The organism is Streptomyces diversicolor (assembly GCF_057537855.1).
Genome location: NZ_BAAJXA010000013.1, coordinates 118,713 through 140,769, shown reverse-complemented (window position 1 = coordinate 140,769; position 22,057 = coordinate 118,713). Strand labels below are relative to the sequence as shown.

At 71.1% G+C, this 22,057-nt stretch carries 14 protein-coding genes and 1 pseudogene; 7 read left to right on the top strand and 8 right to left on the bottom strand.

Translation table 11 applies throughout. From position 1 onward, the window contains the following. Positions 1-37: 37 nt before the first annotated feature. A complete protein-coding gene (locus AC27LF_RS17655) occupies positions 38-1,042 on the bottom strand; it encodes a LacI family DNA-binding transcriptional regulator (protein ID WP_479659473.1) in 1,005 nt (334 codons plus the stop codon). Further along, the gene (locus AC27LF_RS17650) at positions 1,039-2,358 is read right to left on the bottom strand and encodes a Gfo/Idh/MocA family protein (RefSeq protein WP_479659472.1); all 1,320 of its coding nucleotides are present in this window, start codon (positions 2,356-2,358) and stop codon (positions 1,039-1,041) included. The genes AC27LF_RS17655 and AC27LF_RS17650 overlap by 4 nt, the downstream gene beginning before the upstream one ends. A gap of 179 nt (positions 2,359-2,537) precedes the next feature. Between AC27LF_RS17650 and AC27LF_RS17645 the strand changes: the two are divergent. The 3 genes and pseudogenes from AC27LF_RS17645 to AC27LF_RS17635 all read left to right on the top strand — a co-directional run. Continuing rightward, positions 2,538-2,870: pseudogene (locus tag AC27LF_RS17645) on the top strand (acetylxylan esterase); the annotation flags it as partial. After that, a complete protein-coding gene (locus tag AC27LF_RS17640; RefSeq protein WP_479659553.1) occupies positions 2,824-3,282 on the top strand; it encodes an acetylxylan esterase in 459 nt (152 codons plus the stop codon). The pseudogene AC27LF_RS17645 and the gene AC27LF_RS17640, both read left to right, overlap by 47 nt. 83 nt (positions 3,283-3,365) lie before the next feature. Next, positions 3,366-5,834 (top strand): glycoside hydrolase family 2 protein, encoded by a 2,469-nt coding sequence (locus AC27LF_RS17635; RefSeq protein ID WP_479659552.1) that lies wholly within the window; start codon positions 3,366-3,368, stop codon positions 5,832-5,834. 22 nt (positions 5,835-5,856) lie between these two features. Here AC27LF_RS17635 and AC27LF_RS17630 read toward each other — a convergent pair whose 3' ends face one another. Then, complete coding sequence (locus AC27LF_RS17630) at positions 5,857-6,720, bottom strand: helix-turn-helix domain-containing protein (RefSeq protein ID WP_479659471.1); 864 nt, start codon at positions 6,718-6,720, stop codon at positions 5,857-5,859. A 157-nt stretch (positions 6,721-6,877) separates the two neighbouring features. On the opposite strand from AC27LF_RS17630, the gene AC27LF_RS17625 reads away from it, so the two are divergent. Continuing rightward, positions 6,878-7,714, top strand: a complete 837-nt coding sequence (locus tag AC27LF_RS17625; protein ID WP_479659470.1) for a phytanoyl-CoA dioxygenase family protein — start codon at positions 6,878-6,880, stop codon at positions 7,712-7,714. A gap of 58 nt (positions 7,715-7,772) precedes the next feature. Here the strand turns inward: AC27LF_RS17625 and AC27LF_RS17620 are convergent, their stop codons facing one another. The 5 genes from AC27LF_RS17620 to AC27LF_RS17600 form a co-directional block, all read right to left on the bottom strand. Next, positions 7,773-8,303: an OsmC family protein gene (locus AC27LF_RS17620; RefSeq protein WP_479659469.1), complete on the bottom strand. Its 531-nt coding sequence runs from the start codon at positions 8,301-8,303 to the stop codon at positions 7,773-7,775. Next, positions 8,296-9,651, bottom strand: a complete 1,356-nt coding sequence (locus AC27LF_RS17615; protein ID WP_479659468.1) for an LLM class flavin-dependent oxidoreductase — start codon at positions 9,649-9,651, stop codon at positions 8,296-8,298. Before AC27LF_RS17615 ends, AC27LF_RS17620 begins: the two co-directional genes overlap by 8 nt. 121 nt (positions 9,652-9,772) lie before the next feature. Beyond that, positions 9,773-10,903, bottom strand: a complete 1,131-nt coding sequence (locus AC27LF_RS17610; protein ID WP_479659467.1) for an NrtA/SsuA/CpmA family ABC transporter substrate-binding protein — start codon at positions 10,901-10,903, stop codon at positions 9,773-9,775. A 70-nt stretch (positions 10,904-10,973) separates the two neighbouring features. After that, positions 10,974-11,750 carry an ABC transporter ATP-binding protein gene (locus AC27LF_RS17605; protein ID WP_479659466.1) on the bottom strand — a complete coding sequence of 259 codons (777 nt, stop codon included), beginning with the start codon at positions 11,748-11,750 and terminating at the stop codon, positions 10,974-10,976. Beyond that, positions 11,714-12,625: an ABC transporter permease gene (locus AC27LF_RS17600; RefSeq protein ID WP_479659465.1), complete on the bottom strand. Its 912-nt coding sequence runs from the start codon at positions 12,623-12,625 to the stop codon at positions 11,714-11,716. The genes AC27LF_RS17605 and AC27LF_RS17600 overlap by 37 nt, the downstream gene beginning before the upstream one ends. Before the next feature lie 634 nt (positions 12,626-13,259). On the opposite strand from AC27LF_RS17600, the gene AC27LF_RS17595 reads away from it, so the two are divergent. From AC27LF_RS17595 to AC27LF_RS17585, 3 genes are all read left to right on the top strand, one after another. Further along, positions 13,260-13,928, top strand: coding sequence for a GntR family transcriptional regulator (locus tag AC27LF_RS17595; RefSeq protein WP_479659464.1), 669 nt, complete (start codon positions 13,260-13,262; stop codon positions 13,926-13,928). A gap of 791 nt (positions 13,929-14,719) precedes the next feature. Then, the gene (locus AC27LF_RS17590) at positions 14,720-15,889 is read left to right on the top strand and encodes a PucR family transcriptional regulator (protein ID WP_479659463.1); all 1,170 of its coding nucleotides are present in this window, start codon (positions 14,720-14,722) and stop codon (positions 15,887-15,889) included. Positions 15,890-16,222: 333 nt separating this feature from the next. After that, positions 16,223-21,865, top strand: coding sequence for an SDR family NAD(P)-dependent oxidoreductase (locus tag AC27LF_RS17585; protein WP_479659462.1), 5,643 nt, complete (start codon positions 16,223-16,225; stop codon positions 21,863-21,865). The last annotated feature ends 192 nt before the right edge of the window (positions 21,866-22,057 follow it).

Here is a 22,057-nt window from a genome sequence, read left to right as displayed (position 1 = left end):
ACGACCGACGGCATAGCGCGGCAACTCCAGCGAGCGTTCAGGTGCGCGGCTGCGCTGTCGCGCCGTTCGGTCGTCCGGTCGAGGCGCGGACCACCAGGCTCGTGGGGAGCACGGTGCGCCGGGGCTCGCCGTCCGGGTCCTCGATGCGCTGGAGCAGCAGGTCCACGCCCCGGGCACCCATCACGTCGAGGGGAATGTGCAGCGCGGTGAGCGCCGGATGGATCGTACGCGCCATGAACGTGTCGTCGACCGTCACCAGGCTGAAGTCCCCCGGCACCGACCGGCCTTGCCGGGCCAGACCGCCGGCGACACCGTGCGCCACCATCTCGTTGTGCGCGATGATCGCGGTGGCCCCGCTGGTGGGCACCAGGTCCGCCGCCGCCACCCCGTTGTCGAAGGTCAGGTCGAAGGGGCCCAACTGCTCGACGAGTTCCACCGCGTACTCGTCGCACGCCTCCCGTACCGGCCGCCGGTGACCGTCCGTGCGGGCGGTGCGGGTTCCGTTGACGTACACGATCCGGGTGTGGCCGAGCGCCGCCAGGTGCCGGACCGTCTGCCGCATGCCCGTCGCGAGGTCCGCGTACGCGCAGTCGGTCCTGGGCAGTTGGGCGCCGATCAGCGCCACCGGACCGGCCCCGGCCAGCTCGCGCACCATGTCGTCGGTCATCCGCGGACCGGCGAGCAGCAGCCCGTCGGTCTGCCGGGCCATGGCCTGCGCCAGCTCGAAACCGTCGGCCGCGTCGTCGCCCGTGTCGGCCAGGAACAGCGCGTGGTCCTTCGCGCGGGCCCGGTGCTGCACGGTCTTGACGATCTCCGCGTAGTACGGGTTGACCACGTCCGGCACCAGCAGGCCAAGGGTCCGGGTGCGGCCGCGGGCGAGCGAGCTGGCCGCGCGGTTGGGTGTGAAGTCCAGCCGTCGTGCGACCGCGAGCACCCGTTCCCGGGTGTCGGCGCGCACCGCATGCGGCAGGCTGAACACACGCGAGACGGTGGAGGCGGACACCCCGGCCTCGCGTGCCACGTCGGCCATGGTGGCGTTCACTTGATGCTGACCACGTCATCGATGTTCACGGGCCTACCCTGCTCGAACGCGGAGTTCGCGGCAAGTCCCGTGGCCAGCGCGAGCGCGCCGTCCACCGCCGTCGCGGTCGGCGTCCTGCCGTCCTCGCCCCGCTCGCCGTCGAACAGCGCCCGCAGCATCCGCGCGTCGCCGCCGCCGTGCCCGGTGTGGTCGAACTCCGGGATCGCCACCTCGCGCGGCGGCTGCCACAGCGGCCGTACGAGGATGCGCGCACCGCCCGCGTTGTCCGGCGCGGTGTCGCCGTGCACGGCACCCTTGGCCGACGTCAGCTTGGTGTTCGGACGCTGCCACTCGCTCTCCTGCACCTCCAGCTCCAGCCGTCCGCCGGTGCCGTTGAACATCACCCGGTAGCCCTCGCAGGGAGAGTAGGCGGTGAGGTGGTACGACATGGACGCGCCCGTGTCGTAGCGCACGAGGACCGCCATGTCGTCCTCGATGGTGATGCCGTCGCCGAAGACGTTCCGGTCGCGGTGGTAGCCGTCCGCCGCCTCGGCGTCCAGGTACAGGGCCCGCAGGCCCGCGTTGTCCTCCAGGTGCAGGGCGAAGGGGTCGTCCGCCGCGGCCGGTGACCCGTGGGCGCGTTCGTAGTCGCGGCGGTAGCCGGTGCGCTCGCCGTTCTCGCGTCCGTAGAAGCCGAGCCGGCCGATGCCGAAGACCTGCTGCGGGCGGGCGCCCAGCCACCAGTTGACGAGATCGAAGTGATGGCCGGCCTTGTGCACCATCAGGCCGCCGCTCTGGTCCTTCTCGCGGTGCCAGCGGCGGAAGTAGTCGGCGCCGTGGCGCACGTCCAGCAGCCACTCGAAGTGCACGGACAGCACGTCGCCGATCGCGCCCCCGCGCAGCTCCCGGTGCACCAGTTCGTGCACCGGGTTGAAGCGGTAGTTGAAGGCCACCGAGAGGGTGCTGCCGGTCTCGGTGACCGCGTCCAGGATGCGGCGGCAGCGCTCCGCGTCGGTGGTCATCGGTTTCTCGGTCACGACGCGGCAGCCCGCCCGCAGCGCGGGGACGATGTAGGTGTCGTGCAGCGCGTCGACGGTGGTGACGACCACGGTGTCGACGCGCTCGGCGTGCAGCAGTTCCGCGAAGCCGTCGGGGCCGTAGGCGCGGGCCGCGGGCCGGCCCGCGGCGGCCAGCAGCCGGTTGTGGTGCGCCATGCGCACCGGGTTGGGGTCGCAGAGCGCGGCGACCTCGATGTGCGGGCGTTCGGCGAGTCCTTCGGTGAACTGCTGAGCGCGGTTTCCGGTGCCGACGATGGCGACACGTGCGTTGGTGGGCATCGCTCACCTCCTTGCGCTGCAACGCTTGCATGCGCTTGCAGAGCGGTCAAGTGCCGTGCGGGAAGCGGTGTTTACAGGTTTTCTGCCGGTGGAGAGCGCTGGACGGGCGGCCGGTGTGATGCCTACCTTGGTGGCGCGTGCAGAATTCTTCGCCCCTCCGCCACCCCTGGGAGCCCTGCATGGCCCTGCTCGACATGCCCCTGGCCGAACTCCGCTCCTTTCGCACCGAACGGACCGAACCCGAGGACTTCGACGCCTTCTGGAAGAGCACCCTGGAGGAGGCCGCGGGCCACGACCTGGCGGCAGAGTTCCGGCCCTGCGACGCGACGCTGACCGAAGTGCGGGTGTACGACGCCTCGTTCACGGGATGGGGAGGGCAGCGCGTCTTCGGCTGGCTGATCGTGCCCAGGCACGTGACCGAACCGGTGCCCTGCGTGATGCTCTACGCCGGCTACCACCGCGGTCGTGGCATCCCGCACGACCACCTGCTCTGGCCCGCCTCAGGGCGTGCGGTCTACGTCGTCGACACCCGGGGGCAGGGCGCCTCGGGCGGCGACCACGCGGACGCCACCGCGGACCCGCACGGCGGCGCCAAACTTCCGTCGCGCCCTGGAGATCACCGACAGCGATCCCTACCAGGAGATCGTCCGGTTCCTGAGCACCCAACGGGGCACGGACGAACAGGTTTTCACCACTCTGTCCTCCATCGACGGCCGCACCTTCGCGGTGCGGGCCGCGTGCCCCGCGCTGTACTCCGTGGCGCTGATGGACCCCGTCTGCCCGCCCTCGACGGTCTTCGCCTCCTACCACCACTGGGCCCACCCGCGCAAGTCCATCGAGGTCTACCCGTGGAACGGCCACGAGGGCGGCACCGCCGAACACCGCTCCACGCAGCTGAAGTGGCTGCGGAACGCGGACGTGTGACATCTGAGCGACGACCACGGCCCGGGTCTTGCCGAGGGCCGACGCCGACCGCCCGTCCCCCACGCAGCACAGGAGTCATCGCCATGGTCCATCAGATCCTGCACGACGGCTGGCGGCTGTCGGCCACCACGGGCCCGGTCCCCGCACACATCGCGGGCAGGACGCTGCCGGCGCGGGTGCCCGGCAGCGCCCACCTCGACCTGCTCGCCGCCGGCCTCGTCCCCGACCCGTACCTCGACCGGGCCGAGGAGGAACTGGCCTGGGCGCACCGCACCGGATGGCGCTACACCCTCACCTTCGACGCGGCGGCGCCTGTTCCCGGCGAGCGCGTCGACCTGGCCTTCGACGGACTGGACACGGTGGCAGCCGTGGAACTCAACGGCCGCCCGCTGGGCTCCACCGCGAACATGCACCGCGCCTACCGGTTCGACGCGCGCCAGGCGCTGCGGGGCGGGACCAACGAACTGGTCGTCGCCTTCCGGCCGGCACTGGAGTACGCGGAAGAGATCGAGCGTGACCTCGAACGCCCCCACAACTACCCGCACCCGTTCAACATGATCCGCAAGATGGCCTGCAGCTTCGGCTGGGACTGGGGACCGGACCTGCAGACGGCGGGCATCTGGAAGCCGGTGCGGCTGGAACGGTGGGCCACCGCGCGCCTCGCGAGCGTGCGCCCGCTGGTCACCGTCGGGGACCATGGCGTCGGGCGGGTCGAACTGCACGCCGACGTCGAACGGGCCCACGCCGATGACCGGAGCGAACCGGTACTGACGATCCGGGTCGCCGGCCGCGAGGCGCACGTCCGGGTGCCTGCCGGGAACACCTCGGCGGCGGTGACCCTGGAGGTACCGGACGTGGCCCTGTGGTGGCCGCACGGATACGGTGACCAGCCCCTGTACGACCTGGACGTCGCCCTGTACGACGCCACCGGCACGCGCCGGCTGGACACCGCGGTGCGCCGCATCGGCTTTCGCACCGTCACGGTCGATGTCACGCCGGACGAGATCGGCACACCGTTCACGGTCGTCGTCAACGACCGGCCCGTGTTCGTCAAGGGCGCCAACTGGATACCCGACGACCACTTCCTGACCCGTATCACCCGTCGCCGCCTGGCCCACCGGGTGGACCAGGCCCGCGGCGCCCACATCAACCTGCTGCGCGTGTGGGGCGGCGGCATCTACGAGACCGACGACTTCTACGACGTGTGCGACGAGCGCGGCATCCTCGTCTGGCAGGACTTCCCGTTCGCCTGCGCCGCCTACCCCGAGGAGGAGCCGCTGCGCTCCGAGATCGAGGCCGAGGCGCGCGAGAACGTCACCCGCCTCGTCTCCCACCCCTCCCTGGCCCTGTGGAACGGCGCCAACGAGACCATGTGGGGCCATCGCGACTGGGGCTGGCGCGACCAGCTCGACGGCCGCACCTGGGGCCACGGCCACTACACCGAACTGCTCCCGCGGATCGTCGCCGAACTCGACCCCACCCGGTTCTACGCCGCCAACAGCCCCTACAGCCCCGGCCCCCCGCTCGACCAGGTGCACCCCAACGACGCCGACCACGGCACCCGCCACGAATGGCAGGTGTGGAACGAGGCCGACTACACCGCCTACCGCGACCACGTCCCGCGGTTCTGCTCCGAGTTCGGCTACCAGGGTCCCCCCACATGGGCCACCCTGCGGCGCTGGATCCACGACGACCCGCTCACCCCCACCTCGCCCGGCTTCCTCCTGCACCAGAAGGCCGAGGACGGCAACGGCAAACTCGAACGCGGCTTCGCCCCGCACCTGCCGAGGCCCACCACCTTCGCCGACTGGCACTGGACCACCCAGCTCAACCAGGCCCGGGCGGTGGCCTTCGGCATCGAGCACTTCCGCTCCTGGTGGCCGCGCACCGCCGGTGCCGTCGTCTGGCAGCTCAACGACTGCTGGCCGGTCACCTCCTGGTCGGCCGTCGACGGCGACGGCCGGCCCAAACCGCTCTACTACGCACTGCGCCACGCCTACGCCCCGCGGCTGCTCACCATCCAGCCACGCGACACACGACGGGTGCTGGTCGCCGTGAACGACACCGACACCGTATGGAGGGGGACGGCCAGGGCCGAGCGGCAGACCTTCGACGGCCGGGTGAGGGACACGGCCGCCGTCGCGTTCGAGGTGGCTCCCCGGTCCGTGACCCACCTCGATCTGCCCGGCTCGCTGCTGCGACCGGACGACCCCGCGCGGGAGGTCCTGGTGGCGACGAGCGGCGCGGCCCGCACCGTCCAGACCTTCCTGGAGGACCGCGAACTCGCCTACGAGACAGCGGCGTTGACCACCCGTGCCACGGCGGTGGAAGGCGGCTGCCGGGTGGATGTGCGCGCCGTTTCCTTCGTCCGGGACCTGGTCGTGCTCGCCGACCGGCTCGCCCCCGACGCCGAGGTGGACGACATGCTCGTCACCCTTCTCGCCGGCGAGACCCACTCCTTCCTGGTGCGCACCGCGGCACACCTGGACCCCGCGGAGCTGACCGCGCCGCCCGTGCTGCGGACGGCCAACGACCTGTGCCACCGCGCCTGACGCCGCGCCGGACGGCAGGCGGTCACACGATCGCCGGCCGCCCGCCTCGATGCGCGGCCCGGTACTCCGTCGGCCGCAGGCCCTTCAGCTCACGGAAGCGGCGGTTGAAGTTGGACAGGTTCCGGTAGCCGCTGCGGTCGGCAACCTCCGTGACCGGCAGGGAGGTCGAGGTCAGCAGCGAGCACGCCGTCTCCACCCGGAGCTGATTGACGTAGTCGGTGAGCGTACGTCCCATGACCCGGTGGAAGAAACGGCTGAAGGACGTCGGCGACATATGTGCCAGCGCCGCCACCTCCGCCAGCTCCACCGGCTCGGTGTGGGCCTGCTGGAGATGGCGGCACACGGCGTCGATGCGGTCGCGCACGGCGGTGCCCGGCGCGGCGGCGTATCCGGGCCCGGTCATCGGCGAGGCCGTGACGTCCTCGGCGAGCCGCCGCAGCACGTCGAGGAGCGCCACCGTGCGGGCCGCGGCCTCCAGCCGGGGCAGCCGGGCCACGAGCGCGCGCACCTCGCCGGCGACATGATCGAAGCGCAGCCCGTGGGCCGAGCGCGCCAGCAGGCCGTCCAGGACACGGAACGGGGGCAGGGCGAAGAAGTCCGGGCCGAGGAAGTCGTGCCGGAACTGCGTGACCACCGCTTCGGCAGGTGCCTCGGACGGCTCGGAGGCGAAGGTGTGCGGCAGGTCAGGGCCGAGCAGCACCAGGGCGCCGGGCCGGTAACGCTCCACGGTGGTACCCACATAACGGGTGCCGGTACCGGCGGTGATGAGCGTCAGCTCGTACTCCCGGTGATGGTGCCAGGCGAAGTCGAAGGACCTCTCGCTGCGCACGAAGCACGTGAACGTGGTCCCGTCGGAGATGCCAGGCTGCTCGTAGCGCGGTTTCACACGGGGCATGCTAGCCCTCGGCAGGCCCTCCGGGTGAGGGGCAACCAAGTACCAGAAGTGGGCAACAGCGGCGTGGCGTGGCCTCCGCCCGCCCTGCGACGGTTGAGTCCGGCAAACGGTACCTTCCCGCACCCTTGGACATGAGGAGCAAGGCGCCATGACCACGCCCGTGCACACACCCGCATCCGAACTGGACGTCCCGTACGAGGGCCTGGCCCCGTCCGCGACAGCCGACTTCAACCGCGACGGCTTCGTGCGCCTGACCGGCGTGCTGTCGCCGGAGACGATCGCACAGTACGAGCCGACGATCACCTCCGAGGTGATCCGGTTGAACACCCAGCGCCTGCCGCTCGCCGCGCGGGACACCTACGGCAAGGCGTTCTTGCAGGTGTCGAATCTGTGGCGAGAGAACGAGAAGGTCAGGCAGCTGGTGTTCGCGCGCCGGCTCGCCCAGGTCGCCGCCCGGCTCCTGGGCGTGCACGCGGTACGCCTCTATCACGACCAGGCGCTGTACAAGGAGCCGGGCGGCGGCATCACCCCCTGGCACGCCGACCAGTACTACTGGCCGCTGTCCTCCGACCGCTGCCTGACGCTCTGGTTGCCGCTGCAGGAGACCCCGCTGGACATGGGCCCCCTGACCTTCGCCCGGGGCAGCCACCACTTCTCCTGCGGCCGCGACCTGCCGATCTCCGACGAGTCCGAGACACGGCTCGAACACGCCCTGGCCGAGAAGGACTTCGAGGACGTCGTCGAACCCTTCGCCCTCGGTGACGCCAGCTTCCACCGCGGCTGGACCTTCCACCACGCGGGCCCGAACCGGGGCGCGGTGCCGCGCCGCGTGATGACCGTCATCTACATGGACGCCGACATCCGGGTCGCCGAGCCCACCAACGAGTATCAGAGGCGTGACCTCGGCTGGATGCCCGAGACCAAGCCGGGTGACGTCCCCGACACCCCGCTGAACCCCGTCCTGTACGACAGCCGGGCCGCCTGACGGCCGGCGGCCGTTCCGCCGCGGCGGGCAGGGACGGGAGCGTGCCTGTCGCGCTCCGTCAGGAGGCGGGAAGAGCGGCGCTTGTCGCGTGCACCGAGAGCGTGATGTCACCGCCCCGGCGCAGAGTGTTGTAGATGGGGCAGCTGCCGGCGAAGAGCCCGGCCAGTGTCTCGGCCTCCTGCTGGGTCACACCGGCCAGCCGGAGGTCGAGGCGGATGGCCGCGTAGCGGGTGGGGTCCTGCGGGTCTCGTTCGTAGCTGACGTGAGCCCGCCCGTCGGTCAGGCCGGACCCACGCTCCTGGGCGTGCAACTGGATGTTGCTCAGGGAACAGGAGGCCAGGGAGGACAGCAGCAGCTCTCCGGCCTGGACGGCCTCGGCCGGTCCGGTACGGGCGTCGGAGACGAAGTGGTTGCTTCTGGCGGTCACCAGGAAACGGCCCACGGTGTCCGTGGTCCGCCCGGTGATGCTCACGGTGTCGGCTGCGGTCGTCATCGCGGTGGTGTCCTCGTGGTCGTCGGTGGTGGTGGCGGTGGTGGTGGACGGGCGGGCGCGGCGGTGTGCCCACCCGGTCGGCGGGTGCTCAGGCACCGAAGCGGCGGCCCTGCCAGGCTCCGGCCCGAGGGCGTGCCAGGCCCAGGTTGTCGCGCAGGGTTGTGCCCTCGTACTCGGTGCGGAAGACACCGCGGCGCTGCAACTCGGGAACCACCTGACGCACAAAGTCCTCGAACGCTCCCGGAGTGTGCACGGCGCCGATGGTGAATCCGTCGCAGGCACCCTCCGAGTACCACCGCTGCATGCCGTCGGCCACTTCGGCGGCCGTGCCGACGAAGGCTCCCTCGGTGCGTCCGCCGTAGCGCTTCCCCAGCTCACGCAGGGTCAGTCCGTCGCGCCGCGTCATCTCCACGACCTCCTTGTAGTGGCCCTGTACGCCCGGTACGTCCACGTCGGGCAGCGGCTCGTCGAGGGGGAGGCCGGCGAGGTCGACGTCCAGGTGATAGGCGAGCGTCGACAGTCCGGCCAGCGGCGGCACCAGGTCCTCCAGCCGCCGCCGGGTCTCGCGCGCCGCCTCGGTGGTCGGGCCGATGACGGGAGTCGCCATGGGAAGGATCCTGATGTCCTCGGCGCGGCGGCCGTGGCGCACGGCGCGGGCCTTGACGTCCTGGTAGAAGTCCCGGGCCGAGTCCAGCGAGGCGTGGCTGCAGAAGATGACGTCCGACCAGCGAGCGGCGAAATCCCGTCCCTTGGGGGAGGCGCCGGCCTGGATGATCACCGGGTAGCCCTGGGGTGGACGGGAGACGTTGAGGGGGCCGCGGACACTGAACCACTCGCCCTCGTGGTCGATGCGGTGGACCCGTGCGGGGTCGGCGAAGAGCGGGGCGGCCGGGTCCATGACCAGGGCGTCGTCCTCCCAGCTGTCCCAGAGCTTGCAGGCCACTTCGAGGAATTCGTCGGCCCGGTCGTACCGCTTGTCGCGGTCGATGTGCCGGTCGTCGCCGAAGTTGCGGGCTTCGGAGTCCTGGAAGGAGGTGACCACGTTCCAGGCCGCGCGGCCGTTGCTGAGGTGGTCGGTCGTGGCGAACGACCGCGCCACCGGGAAGGGTTCCAGATAGCTGGTGGAGACCGTGGCGGCCACCCCGAGATGACGGGTGACGGCGGCGACCGAGGCGAGGATGGGCGTCGGGTCCAGACGCAGCGAGCCGAGCGCGCCGTACCGCAGTTGGCTGTCCATGCTGTTGTCGAACCGGTCGGGCACGGACAGGATGTCGGCGAAGAACATCAGGTCGAATCTGCCCTGTTCGAGGATCCGTCCGATGTGCTGGTAGTAGGAGGCGGACAGCCAGTTCGGCTCGGCGCCCGGGTAGCGCCAGCCTCCGGGCCGGCCGGGCCCCGCGGTGACGAAGGCGGCGAGGTGCATCTGGTTCTGGGACATGCTCATCAAGAGGCTTTCTGCCGTGGCGGGTTGCGGGCTTGGGAGGCTTCCAGGGGTGCTGTCACGGGCGGCCCGGCGGCCGGGATGCCGTGGCCTCGCGCCGTGCGGTGGGGTGTCCGGCGCCGGTTCACTTCGCGAGTTCGGCGGCGACCGTCTTCCTGATCGAGTCGAACCGGGAGTCCCGCAGGAACCCGGACACATCGATCTTCGACGGGTAGACGCCCAGGGCATGGAAGTTGTCGGCGAGGTCCTGGGTGCTGTCGATCGCCTTGGCGTCCACCGCCGCAAGCGCGTCGGCGTTGGAGTCGGACAGCAGCTTCTTCCGGGTCAGTTCGAGGTAGACCTCGCGCTCCGGTTTCGCTGAGCCGAATCCGCCGATGCGGTCGAAGAACTCGACACTCCGTTCCGGGGAGGCGTTGACGCGACGCTGGACGTCGCGGACGGCGCGCACGGCCTTGGCGACGGCCTCGGGGAACTCCTTCGCGAACGACTCGCTCGTCACGTAGAAGCTGTAGTCGTACGTCCTGACGTTCGGCAGGCTGCGGGCCCGATGCCGGGCCTTGGCCAGGCCGATGGCGGGCTGCCAGCTGATCCAGGCGTCCACCTTGCCGTTGGCGAAGGCCGACTCCGCGTCGGCGGCCGGCAGATCGACGTACTCGACGTCGTCCAGCCGCAGACCGGCGCTCTCCAGGTACTTGATGAGGCTGTAGGTGCCGGTCGTGCCCTTCTGGTCGGCGATCCGTCTGCCTTTGAGATCCGCCGCGCCGCGGATGGAGGAGCCCTGTGGCACAAGGATCTCGACCTCCGTGGCGGGGAGCGGGTAGGCGGCCAGCGGCACGAGGGGGACGCCGCCGCCGATCGCGTAGGCCACGGCGGTGGCGGTGGCGAACGAGAAGTCGACACTGCCGGCCTTGAACGCCTCCATGACGGGCAGGGAGGCGGTGAAACCCGAGGGCCAGGCGACCGCCGTTCCGCCGAGTTCCTTACCGATGTCCAGGCCGTCGAACTTGTAGCGCAGAGCCGCCGGTATGCCCGTCTTGCCGCTTCCGATGACGGCGAAGCGGAGCGCCGCTGGCACGCCCTCGGCGAGTTGCGCGGTCCTGGGCGCGGAGCCGCCCTGGCCGCAGGCGGCGAGGGCGGGAGCGAGCGCGGCGATGCCCCCGAGGGCCAGCAGCCGACGCCGCGAGGGCCCGGCCGACGGTGTGCCGGAGAAAGGGGACGTGGTGAAAGGGGAGGTGGTGAACCGGTGTCCGGGCATGGCGAGTTCCTTCGTTCCGCGGGGGCGATGGCAGGAGCGGTGGAGGGTGTCGAGGGGAGGTACGGCCGGGTCAGGCGATGCCCGGGGGGACGGCATCCGGTGCGAGCAGCCCCCGCAGGATCTCCTCCTTCCAGGCGACGAGGCGCGGGTGGCCGCGCCTGTCCCCGCGTGGCAGGTCGATGGGCAGGTCGCGTCCGATCGAGCCGCCGGTCAGTACCAGAACGCGGTCGGACAGCACCAGTGCCTCCTCCACGTCATGGGTGACCAGCAGCACGGTGCGGGGCTGTGCCAGCCAGAGGCGTTCGACGAGTTGCTGCATGGCGATCCGGGTCAGGGCGTCGAGAGCGCCGAACGGCTCGTCCAGCAGCAGCATTTCGGGACGGTGCAGGAGCGCGCGGGCCAGGGCGACACGCTGCCGCTGACCGCCGGACAGCTCGGCCGGCCAGGCACGCTCACGACCGGCCAGTCCCACGGCCTCCAGCAGGGCACGGGCCTCGTCCCCGCGGCCCTTGACACCCAGCAGCACGTTGTCCTCGACGCTGCGCCAGGGCAGCAGCCGGTCCTCCTGGAACATCATGCGCGCCGTGGCGGGCCCGTCTCCCGTCGTGTGGAACGCGACGCTTCCCGTGCTGGGTCGCTCCAGCCCCGCGACGATCTGCAGCAGGGTGCTCTTGCCCGCGCCGCTGGGGCCGAGGAAGGAGACGAACGAGCCGGGTTCGACCTCCAGGTCGAGGCCGTCGAGGACCCACCGGTCGCCGTACCGCTTGCCCACGCCGCTCAACCGGAGGCGGGCACCGGCCGCAGGGGACGTCACGGGGCTGACGGACGACGGTAGTTGGGGTGCCATCGCAGGACCCTCCTTTCGATGAGCCTGGTGAGGAAGTCGGCGAGCAGACCGGCCAGCGCGTACAGCACCACGGCGAGCACGATCTGGTCGGTGCGCAGCATCTGCCGGGCGTCCTGGGCGAGGTAGCCGATGCCGTCGCCGGCGGAGATGGTCTCGGCGACGACGAGCGTCATCCAGGCGACGCCGAGGGAGTAGCGGATGCCCGCCAGGATGGTCGGCAGCGCGCCGGGGACGGCGATGTCCCGTACGAGGGCCCAGCGCCCCAGACCGTAGGAGCGGCCGAGCTGGAGCAGTTTCGGGTCCACGCCGCGGATGCCGGTGACGGTGTTCAGATAGACGGGGAAGAAGGTGCCGAGCGCCACCAGCAGGATCTTGGGCTCCTCGCCGATGCCGAACCAGGCGATCATGAGGGGGACCAGCGCCAGGTGCGGGATGGTGCGGACCATCTGCAGCGAGCGGTCCAGCAGCACTTCGGCCGGTTTCGACATCCCCACGGTGAAACCGAGGACGAGGCCGGTGGCCGTGCCGAGGGCGAAGCCCTGCGCGATGCGGCGCAGGCTGGTGAGCAGATACCGCTGGAGATCACCGGTGGCGGCGAGGTCGGTGCCCGCCCGCAGGACCGCCTCCGGGGCGGGAAGGACCGACGGGGCGAGCACCCCGGTCCGTGCGGTCACCTGCCACACCACCAGGGCGAGCAGCGGCACGGCCCAGGGGCCGAGCGCCCGGCCGGTGCGCGGCAGCAGACGGGCGATGGCGCGGGGGGTGTGCGCTCCGGTCGGACGTGGCGGGGCGGCGCGACCCGGTGCGACGACGCGGGGGCCGGCCGGACCGGAGGGCGGCTCCCCGTCCTTGGTGAGCAGTGGCTGCTCGGGCATGGGTCTCCCTTTCAGGAGTGGTTGTTCGGGCCCCGGTCGCCCGCGCCCGCGGCCCGCGCACGGGCGTGACCGCCGTGGGGCGAAGGAGGACGCCGGCGTCGGTCCAGCGAGGGGCGCTCGCGGGCACGAGGGCGGGCCCGAGGGGCCGAAGTACAGGACAGGCGAAGCGGGAGAAGCGGGAGAAGCGGGAGAAGCGGGAGAAGCGGAAAGGAAGCCGCGTGCCGACCATGCGGTCGCGGCGTGCCGCTACGAAGTGATCAGCGACAGGTCGCGCTGGAGACCCGCATCAGGTCGATGTGCCGACGGCATGTCAGTTCGCCCGCTCGCAGGAGTGCGACCGCGACGTGCAGGGGGGTCAGACCCCACCGTGACTGCGCCTCGCGGAACATGCCGGAACTCCCGTGGATGTGGTCGCCGGCCGAACGGCCCGGCGTCCGGAGCTGCTTCGAACGTGGAGCAGACACTAGCGACACCTGCATTCAAGTGCAAGCTAGTGTATACAGATGTAGTCAGTCGGGGCCGCGAGGGCGAGCCGTCCCGCACGCACCTGGAGGGGCCGCACAACTACCGTGGTACGGGCGGCCCCGCCGCCGAGGACGACATGTCGCGACGCGAGAGGACAAGGGAAGAGGACGTGGCCCCTTCACAGGACGACGGGCGTATGGGCAGTCACTACACCCGCATCCGGCACAGCATCCTCAGCGGCGAGGCGGGACCCGGCACCGTCCTGATCCCCACGGCCCTCAGCGCGCGGTACAACGTCTCGCGCACCCCGGTGCGGGAGGCGCTGATCAGGCTCGAACAGGACGGCCTGGTGGAGCAGGCGACCCGCGGCTATGTGGTGCGCACCCGCACACCGGAGGAGATCCTGGAGATCTGCGAGGCCCGCATCGCCCTGGAGTCCTCGGCCGCGCAGGCCGCCGCTCTGCGCCGGACCGAGCTCGATCTCGCCCGGCTGGTCCATGTCCACGAGAGCACCGTGGTGGCCAAGGAGGACCCCGCAGAACTGCGGGAACTCAACAAGCTGTGGCATGTGGCCCTGCGGGATGCCGGGCACAACGCGACGATCGCCGCGCTGATGGACCGGCTGGACGCCCAGCTGACGGTGTACGACGCGCACACCGCCCCCGCCACGGACCTCCCCGGCAACCTCACCCTGATTCTCGAAGAGCACGCCGCGATCCTGGACGCGGTGCGCCGCCGCGATGCGGCCGCGGCCCGTGACCGCATGATCGCCCATCAGAGCCGCACCAGGGATCTGCGCATCAGCGCCCTGGCCCGGGCGCGAGGCGCCGGCTCCTGACGGGAGGATCCCGGGCCCCTGCCCGGCCGGCCCCGCCCGGCGCAGGAACGACGCACGTGTGACCGCCGCCTCGAACGAGGCGGCGGTCCTGTCGCACCCCGGCGCCCATGTCTCCCGCTGGGTCACCCTGCCGCGGCGGGCAGTACCGGGAGGTGCGCCTGGTGCTGCCGGGTGTACGATCAATTCCGCTTTCAGCAGCGGAACTTCACCGAATCGCAGGCCCGGGCGACGACGCCGGGGGCCTGCTCACCGAACCCCTCCCGCACCGGGTCCGGGTGCCCCGCGTCGGGACTGAGCACGTGTGCCCACACGACGTACGCCTGGCGCGACACCCCGGCCCACCCGCGTCGGCACAGGAGACACAGGAACCGCCGCACCGTCCCGGGCAGGGCCGATCGCGCCCGTAACCGAATGAAGATCGGCTAGAAAGACGGTAGGCCGCCGGAGTTCGATCGAGAAGACTACAAGGCTCATCGAGCGGTCGAGTGCCCCCTCACACGTCAAGGCACCGGCCGAAGCCACGGGTATGACAGGCGCTCGTGCCGCAGCGAGGGTGACCGTCCTCGCTTCGGCCCTGGACGAGCGGCTGTGACCAGCACATCCGAGACACGCCCTGGGGGAAGAAGATGACAGCCGGCAACGAACGCGTCCCGTCCGGGGCGCCACCACTGTTTCTGCCCGCCGGGATCTCCCCGCCCCATGACAGGGGACCGGAACCGACGGGGACACGCCGCTCGCCGCACGCCGAGGAGGACACCCCCCGTCAAACGGGCGGAAGGCGCGGCGACGCCGTGGCACTCCTGGAGGCACGGGTCGACGTGATGGCGACGGCCATGGTGCGCGCCTACCAGGCGGAGATCAGCACCTACGGGGAGATCACCGACGCATCGCTGCTCAGTGACATACGCGAGGTGTCCGCGGCCACGGTGCGCTGCTGCCTCGCGGCGATGAGGGCAGGGGAGATCCGGGACGAGGAGTTGATGCCCCTGACGGAGGGTGCCCGGCGTCGCGCCACCCAGGGCATAGACCGGGAGGCGGTGCTCCGTGCCTACCGGATCGGGGCACGGGTGCTCTGCGAGGAGATCGTGGGCACACTCGCCGTCGGCGGCACCGTCGTGGAACGCGACATCGGGGCGATGGCGGCCTGGGTGCTGGAGTTCGCCGACCGGATCAGCGCCGCGTCCGCCGCGGCCTACTCCGACGAGGTCGCACGCATGAACAGCGCCCCTGAACAGCAGCACCGCTCCCAGCTGTTCGACGCGGTGCTCGCCGGGACCTGCGCCGAACACCACCGGCGCACCGATGCCTTCGCCGTCCCGCACTGCGTGGCCGTCGCCCAGGTCCGGGCGACGGCGACGTTCGCCGACCTGGAGGACATCGGCAGGGCGATGGTCAGCCAGGCGGGCGCGTTGTTCTGGACCGTACGGCACAGGAGCGTGGTCGCGGCGCTCGAACTCCCCGACCACCTGGGCAGGAAACACCTCGTACGCCGGCTGCGGCACCTCGCCACGGGCCAGGTACTGGGCGTCGGCCTTGGACACACGGCACAGGGCTCGGCCCAGACACGGCAGAGCCATGCCGAAGCGGTCGACGCGCTGCGGACCGGTATGGACGCCGTACCGCACGGCGGTGACCGGCTCGTGTACGACTACCACGAACTCGCTCCGCTGATCGCGATGCTCGCCGAGCCCGACAGGGCCCAGCGGTTCGCCAGCGCCGTGCTGGAGCCGCTTTCGCCGATGCTCGACCGCGAGTGGGTACTGCCCACCATCCAGGCGTATCTCTCGCGCTGGGGCCGGCTGAAGGAGGTCGCGGCCGCGCTGGGGGTGCATCAGAACACGGTCAAGTACCGCGTCAGCGAACTGCGGCCGTTTCTCGATCTGACCGCCAGCGGCGGCGACCAGGCCGCCGTGCTGCTGCTGGCCGTGCGGGTGCGCGAACACCTGTCCGCGGCCGGCTGACGGCCGTACGCGATGCGGCGCCGCGGCCGGCTCGCTTTTCCATGATTGAGCAAAGAACGCGACAGGGCTACGCGCGTCGCAGCCCTGTCCGAATTCTGCTGTCGGCCGCTCTGACCAGCGATGGTACGGGCGGCCGCACCCGTCTGCGATTGGGGCGACCAAGGGATGGGGCGGCTTCTGGTCGAATCCGACAAGCGGGCCGTGCCGGTTTGGCTTTCTCGGACGAGGCGTGATCGGCTTCCCGGCCGATACTGTTGCGGCCGCAAGGTTCGAATTGATTCCCCCTCCTTTTCCAATGGCGCGCGACAGCGCGACCCAATTGCATGGAGAGAAATGGGTGACGCCCAGAAGTTCGCGGTTGTCGGACTCCATTGCCGACTGCCCGGCGCTCGCGACGCAGAGGAATACTGGTTCAACCTTAAAGCAGGCGTCGAGAGTATCACCACATGGTCGTTGGAGGAACTGCTCGACGCGGGCATAGACCCGGACAAGGCCAACGACCCACGCTATGTCAGGGCTCGCCCGGCATTCGCCGACGTGGAGAAGTTCGACGCGCGGTTCTTCCGTTTCACGCCCCGGGAAGCCGAAATCAGGGACCCCCAGCACCGGTTGTTCCTGGAGTCCTCCTACAGCGCCCTTGAGGACGCGGGATACGACCCGTTCTCCGTTCCCGGGCGGGTCGGGGTGTTCGCCGGCAGCGCCCCGAACGCCTATGAGGAACAGAACGTCATCCATTACCCCGACCGCATCGAGTCGGTGGGGCAGATGACGGTCGCCATCGGCAACGATGTCGACTACCTCGCCCCGACGGTCTCGTACAAGCTGGGCCTCGGCGGCCCGAGCGTCAACGTGGTGACCGCCTGCTCCTCCTCCCTCGTCGCGGTCCACCTGGCCTGCCGTTCCCTGCTGAACGGCGAGTGCGAGACCGCGGTGGCGGGCGGTGTCGAGGTGGAACTCCCGGTCGTGTCGGGCTACTGGTGGAGCGAGGGAGGCATCTACTCCAGGACGGGCCACTGCCGGCCCTTCGACCACCGGGCCGACGGCACCGTCTTCGGTACGGGCGTCGGCGCCGTGGTGCTGCGCCGCTACGAGGACGCCGTACGCGATCGCAACCACGTCTACGCGGTGATCGTGGGCTCGGCCCTCAACAACGACGGCGGCGACCGGTCGGGCTTCACGGCACCCAGCATCGGCGGCCAGCGCGCGCTGATGCGGGCGGCGTTCGACGAATCGGGTGTCGACCCGTCGACGATCGGCTACGTGGAGGCGCACGGCACCGGCACCCTCGTGGGCGACCCCATCGAGATCACCGCGCTCAGCGAGACGTTCTCCTCCGGAAAGACCCACGATCAGCGCTGCCTGATCGGTTCGGTGAAGGGCAACATCGGACACATGGGGCCGGCCGCGGGCGTCGCCGGTCTGATCAAGGCGGTGCTGGCGGTGCGCGAGGGCGTGGTGCCCCCGCTGGTCAATTTCACCAAGGCCAACCCGAAGATCGAGTTCGAGAGCACACCGTTCGAGGTCAACACCCGGCTGGCCGACTGGCCGGAGCGACCCGGCAAGCGCCGGGCGACGGTCAGTTCGTACGGCGTGGGCGGCACCAACGCCTTCGCCATCGTGGAGGAGGCGCCGAAGGCCCGTCCCGGTGGCCGCACCCGTCCGTGGCAGGTGCTGCCGCTGTCGGCGAGGACCGAGAGCGCTCTGGACGCCGCGGCGACCAACCTGGGTGCCGCCTGCACGCAGGCGGTGGGCGACTGGAACGGCCGTGACCTCGCCGACGCGGCCTTCACGCTGGCCACGGGCCGTCCGCAGCTGCGGCACCGCCGGGCGATCGTCGCCTCCGACGTGGGCGCCGCCGCCAGGGTGCTGACCGGACGTGACGCCAAGAAACTCGCCACGGTGTACACCGGCGAGGCCCCCAAGGGCGAGATCGCGCCCGTGTTCGTCTTCCCCGGCCAGGGTTCCCAGCATCGGGGCGCGGCCGCCGAGCTGTACGGCTCGGAGCCGGTCTTCGCCGCGGAACTCGACCGGGTGGCGGAACTCTTCGACGAACACATCGGCATCGACCTGCGGGACGCGGTGCGCGATGCGAAGTCGGCCATCGACGTCGACCAGACCCGGGTGGCGCAGCCGCTCCTGTTCGCCGTCGAGTACGCGCTCGCCCGGCTGTGGCTCTCCTGGGGTGTCCGGCCGGCCGCGATGATCGGCCACAGCGTCGGCGAGTTCGTGGCCGCCACCCTCGCCGGGGTGTTCTCGCTCAAGGACGCCGCCCGGCTGGTCGCCGAACGCGGGCGGCTCGTTCAGGACATGGAGCCCGGCGGGATGCTGGCTGTGCCGGCCCCCGAGGACGCACTGGGCTCGCTGCCCGAGGGTGTGTCGGTGGCGGCCACGAACGCGCCCGAGGTGACCGTCGTCTCCGGGCCGCAGGAGGCGATCGATCTCTTCGCCGCCCAGTTGGAGGAGCGCGGCACCAACCACCAGGCGCTGCACACCTCGCACGCCTTCCACTCCGCGATGATGGAGCCGGCCGTCGCGCCGCTCACCGAACTGGTGGCCGCCACGGCCCGCAACACTCCGTCGGTGCCCATCGTGTCCAATGTGACCGGGGACTACTTCACCGACGACCAGATCACCGACCCCGCCTACTGGGCCCAGCACCTGCGCAAGCCCGTCAGGTTCTCCGAGTCGGTCACCCGGCTGATCGAGGACGGACACACCGTGTTCCTGGAGGTGGGGCCCGGCCAGGCGCTCACGGGGCTCGTCCGGCCGCGGGCGGCGGCCGTCGGCGGCTGCGCGCTGCCGTCTTTGCACCACGAACGCCGCCCGGTGCCCGACGGCAGGGTGCTGGCCTCGGCGGTCGCGGAGCTGTGGTGCCGCGGCGTCGCACTGGACTGGGACGCCTACTACGGCCAGGAGATCCGCCGCAAGGTCGCCGTCCCGACGTACCCGTTCGAGCGCGAGACGCACTGGCTGCCGCGCCCGGCGGACGCCGAGTCCCGGGCGGTGCGGGGCGGCGGCACGAAGGCCGCCGACGACGGGGGGCCTCACGCCCACTCGACGGATCCGCTGCAACTGTTCCGGCCCCGCTGGGTCGAGAAGCGGCGTCCGGATGCCGTCGCGGGCGCCGGCACGGGCCGTCGCTGGCTGCTGTTCGTCACCGGTCAGCCGCTGGTCGACCGGCTGGTCAGCCGACTGCGACGGGCCGGCGAGACCGTGATGACCGTGGCCGCGGGACGTGAGTTCACCGAGGCCGGTGCTGGGCGGTTCCTGGTGGGTCCCGGTGTGAGCGACGACTACGACCGGCTGTTCAAGCAGCTGCGTGACGAGGGCCGGCTGCCGGACCGGGTACTGCACTGCTGGCTGCTGGACTCGCCCACCGGTCTCGACGACCAGGCCGTGCAAGCGACACAGGACCGCGGTTTCTACAGTCTCCTCGGACTGGCCCAGGCGCTCGCCAAGCACGCCGAGGGCCGAGCCGTCCACATCGACGTGGTCTCCAGCGGCGCGTTCGACGTCACGGGCGACGAGGAACTGGAGCCGCAGCGCTCCACCGTGCAGGGCCTCGGCAATCTGATCCCGCAGGAGATATCCGGGCTCTCCTACCGTCACATCGATCTGCGGGCGAGCGCCGGCAACCCGGTCCGGATCGGCGACGACACCCTGCTCGATGAGCTGATGGCCGAGCCGGCCGACGACAAGGTGGCGCTGCGCGGCCACAAGCGCTGGGTGTGGGACTACGAACGCATCGGTGTGCACGCGGTCGACGAGGTCCCGGCCCTGCTGCGCGAACGCGGCGTCTACCTGATCACCGGCGGTCTCGGCGGCATCGGCCTTGCCGTGGCCGAGGATTTGGCCCGTCTCGCGGCGGCCCGCGTCGTGCTCACCGGGCGCGGCGAATTCCCCGACCGCGCGCAGTGGGACACCATCACGGCGCAGGCACCGGCCGACGATCCGCGGGTGCGGCGGATCGCGGCTCTGCGCCGTATCGAGGCGCTGGGCGGCGAGGTGATGGTCCTTCAGGCCGATGTCGCCGACGAGGCCGCGATGCGCGCTGCCGTCGAGTCCGCCGAAAAGGTCTTCGGCCCGGTCAATGGAGTGCTGCACTCGGCGGGCGTGGCCGCCGGCGGCATGATGGCGGTCAAGTCGCGGGCCGAGGCGGAACGCGTCATGGCACCGAAGGTGAGCGGTGTCCTCACGCTCCACCGGATCTTCGGGGACCGCCTGGACTTCCTCGTGCTGTTCTCCTCGATCTCCTCCGTCGCGACCGACTTCGGTCTGTCGGACTACGGCTCCGCCAACGCCATGCTCGACACCTACGCCCACTCCCGGGCCGACGACGCCACCCATGTCGTCTCGGTCAACTGGGGTCCCTGGTCGGAGGTGGGCATGGCGGTCGACACCGCGGCGAGCGCGCCGCAGGCCTTCCGGATGCTTCAGGGCGACTCCGTGGCCTCCGCCGACAGGGCGGCCGCCGGTGTCGAGCGCACCGTCGACCACCCGCTGGTGTCCCGGCGGCTCCCCGCGGAGGACGGCCGGATCGTCTTCGTCACCGATGTCGCGCCCGGATCCCACTGGGTGCTCAGTGAGCACCTGCTCGGCGAGACCCAGGTGTGGCCCGGCGTGGCCTACCTGGAACTGGTGCGGGCCGCCTACCAGGAGGCGGTCGCGGTCCCCGACGACGCCGCGGTGGAGATCTGCGACGTGCTCTTCCAGGGGCTCCTTGAGATCACGGCCGCCAGGAAGCTACGGGTGACGTTCGAGCCGGCCGACCTGACGGCCCGGGAATACGAGTTCGTCGTGGCGGCGGGCGCCGCCCCGGGACAGCCCGAGAGCTGGACCGTGTACGTGAGCGGCCGGATCCGTCTCGGCAAGGCCGAGGCCCGCACCGTCGACATCGGCCGGCGCTGGGCCGAGGGCGCCCCGGCGGAGCGCCACCCGGTCGCGGTCACCATGAACTACGTGCCCGGGGCCGAGACCGGTCTGAACTGGTGGGTACGGTTCGGCGAGCACTGGGAGGGGGTCATCAAGGAACGGCGCACGGCCGAACGCACCACCCTGGCCGAACTGTCCCTCGCCGAGGAACACGCCGACGAGACCGGTACCTACGTGCTGCATCCGTCCCTGCTGGACTGCGCCACCGTGCTGGTGCTCGATCTGCGCGACTCGCTGGCCCCGGGCATGTCGTTCCTTCCCTTCACCTACGGAAAGCTCACCGTGCACGCGGCGCTGACGGACCGGATGTTCAGCGTGATCAGGCACAAGAGCGATGCGGGCAGCGCCATGCAGAGCTTCGACATCGACCTGGTCGACGAGGACGGCCGGGTGCTCGTGGAGATCGTCGGCTTCGCGGTCCGGTTGCTCTCCGCTGACCGGCCCTTCGCATCGGCCGGGCAGCCGAAGGCGGATCTCCAGGCCGCACCCGCGCCCGCCGCCATCGCTCCGCGTGCCGACACCGACGCCTACGTGGGACTGCGGACCGAAGCCGGCCTCCTGGCACTACGGCAGATCCTGGCCGAGCGCCTTGGGCCGCAGGTCGTCGTCCTGCACGAGGACCTGGGCGACAAGCTGGCCCGGACCAAGGCCCTGACCGGCGACATCCTGACGCACACGCAGACCTCGCTGGCCTCCGGGGCCGACGCGAACGGCACCGGCCGAGCCGCCGTATCCCCGAAGCCCGACGCCGAAGGACCCGAGGGCAAAGCCGTGGCCGACATCCTGCTCCACTTCTGGCGGGACACCCTGGGCGACTACGCCCTCGGTGTGGACGACGACTTCTTCGAGTCCGGCGGCAACTCGCTGGTAGCCGTACAGCTCGGGGCCCGGATCCGGGCACACTTCGAGATCAGCCTGCCCATCGTCGTCCTGTTCGACCACCCGACGGTGCAACTGCTGGCGGGGGCGGTCGAGAACGAACTCAAGAACAGAGAAGGCCGGGCCGACGCCACAGCGGGAGCCGCGGGCAACGGCACGGCATGAGCGGCGCGCACCGAGCATCCGCCATCGAGACACCTTCCCGCCGATCTTCAGGAAGCATGTAATGGACTGGACCGGAAAGCGAGGGACCGAGACCGGCGCGTCGGTGGCAGGGCGGCGGCCCGGAGCGCGCGACCAGGGCGAGGGGACATCCGGTGCGGCGAGCCCGGCCGCCGCACCGGGCCCTTCCCGGCA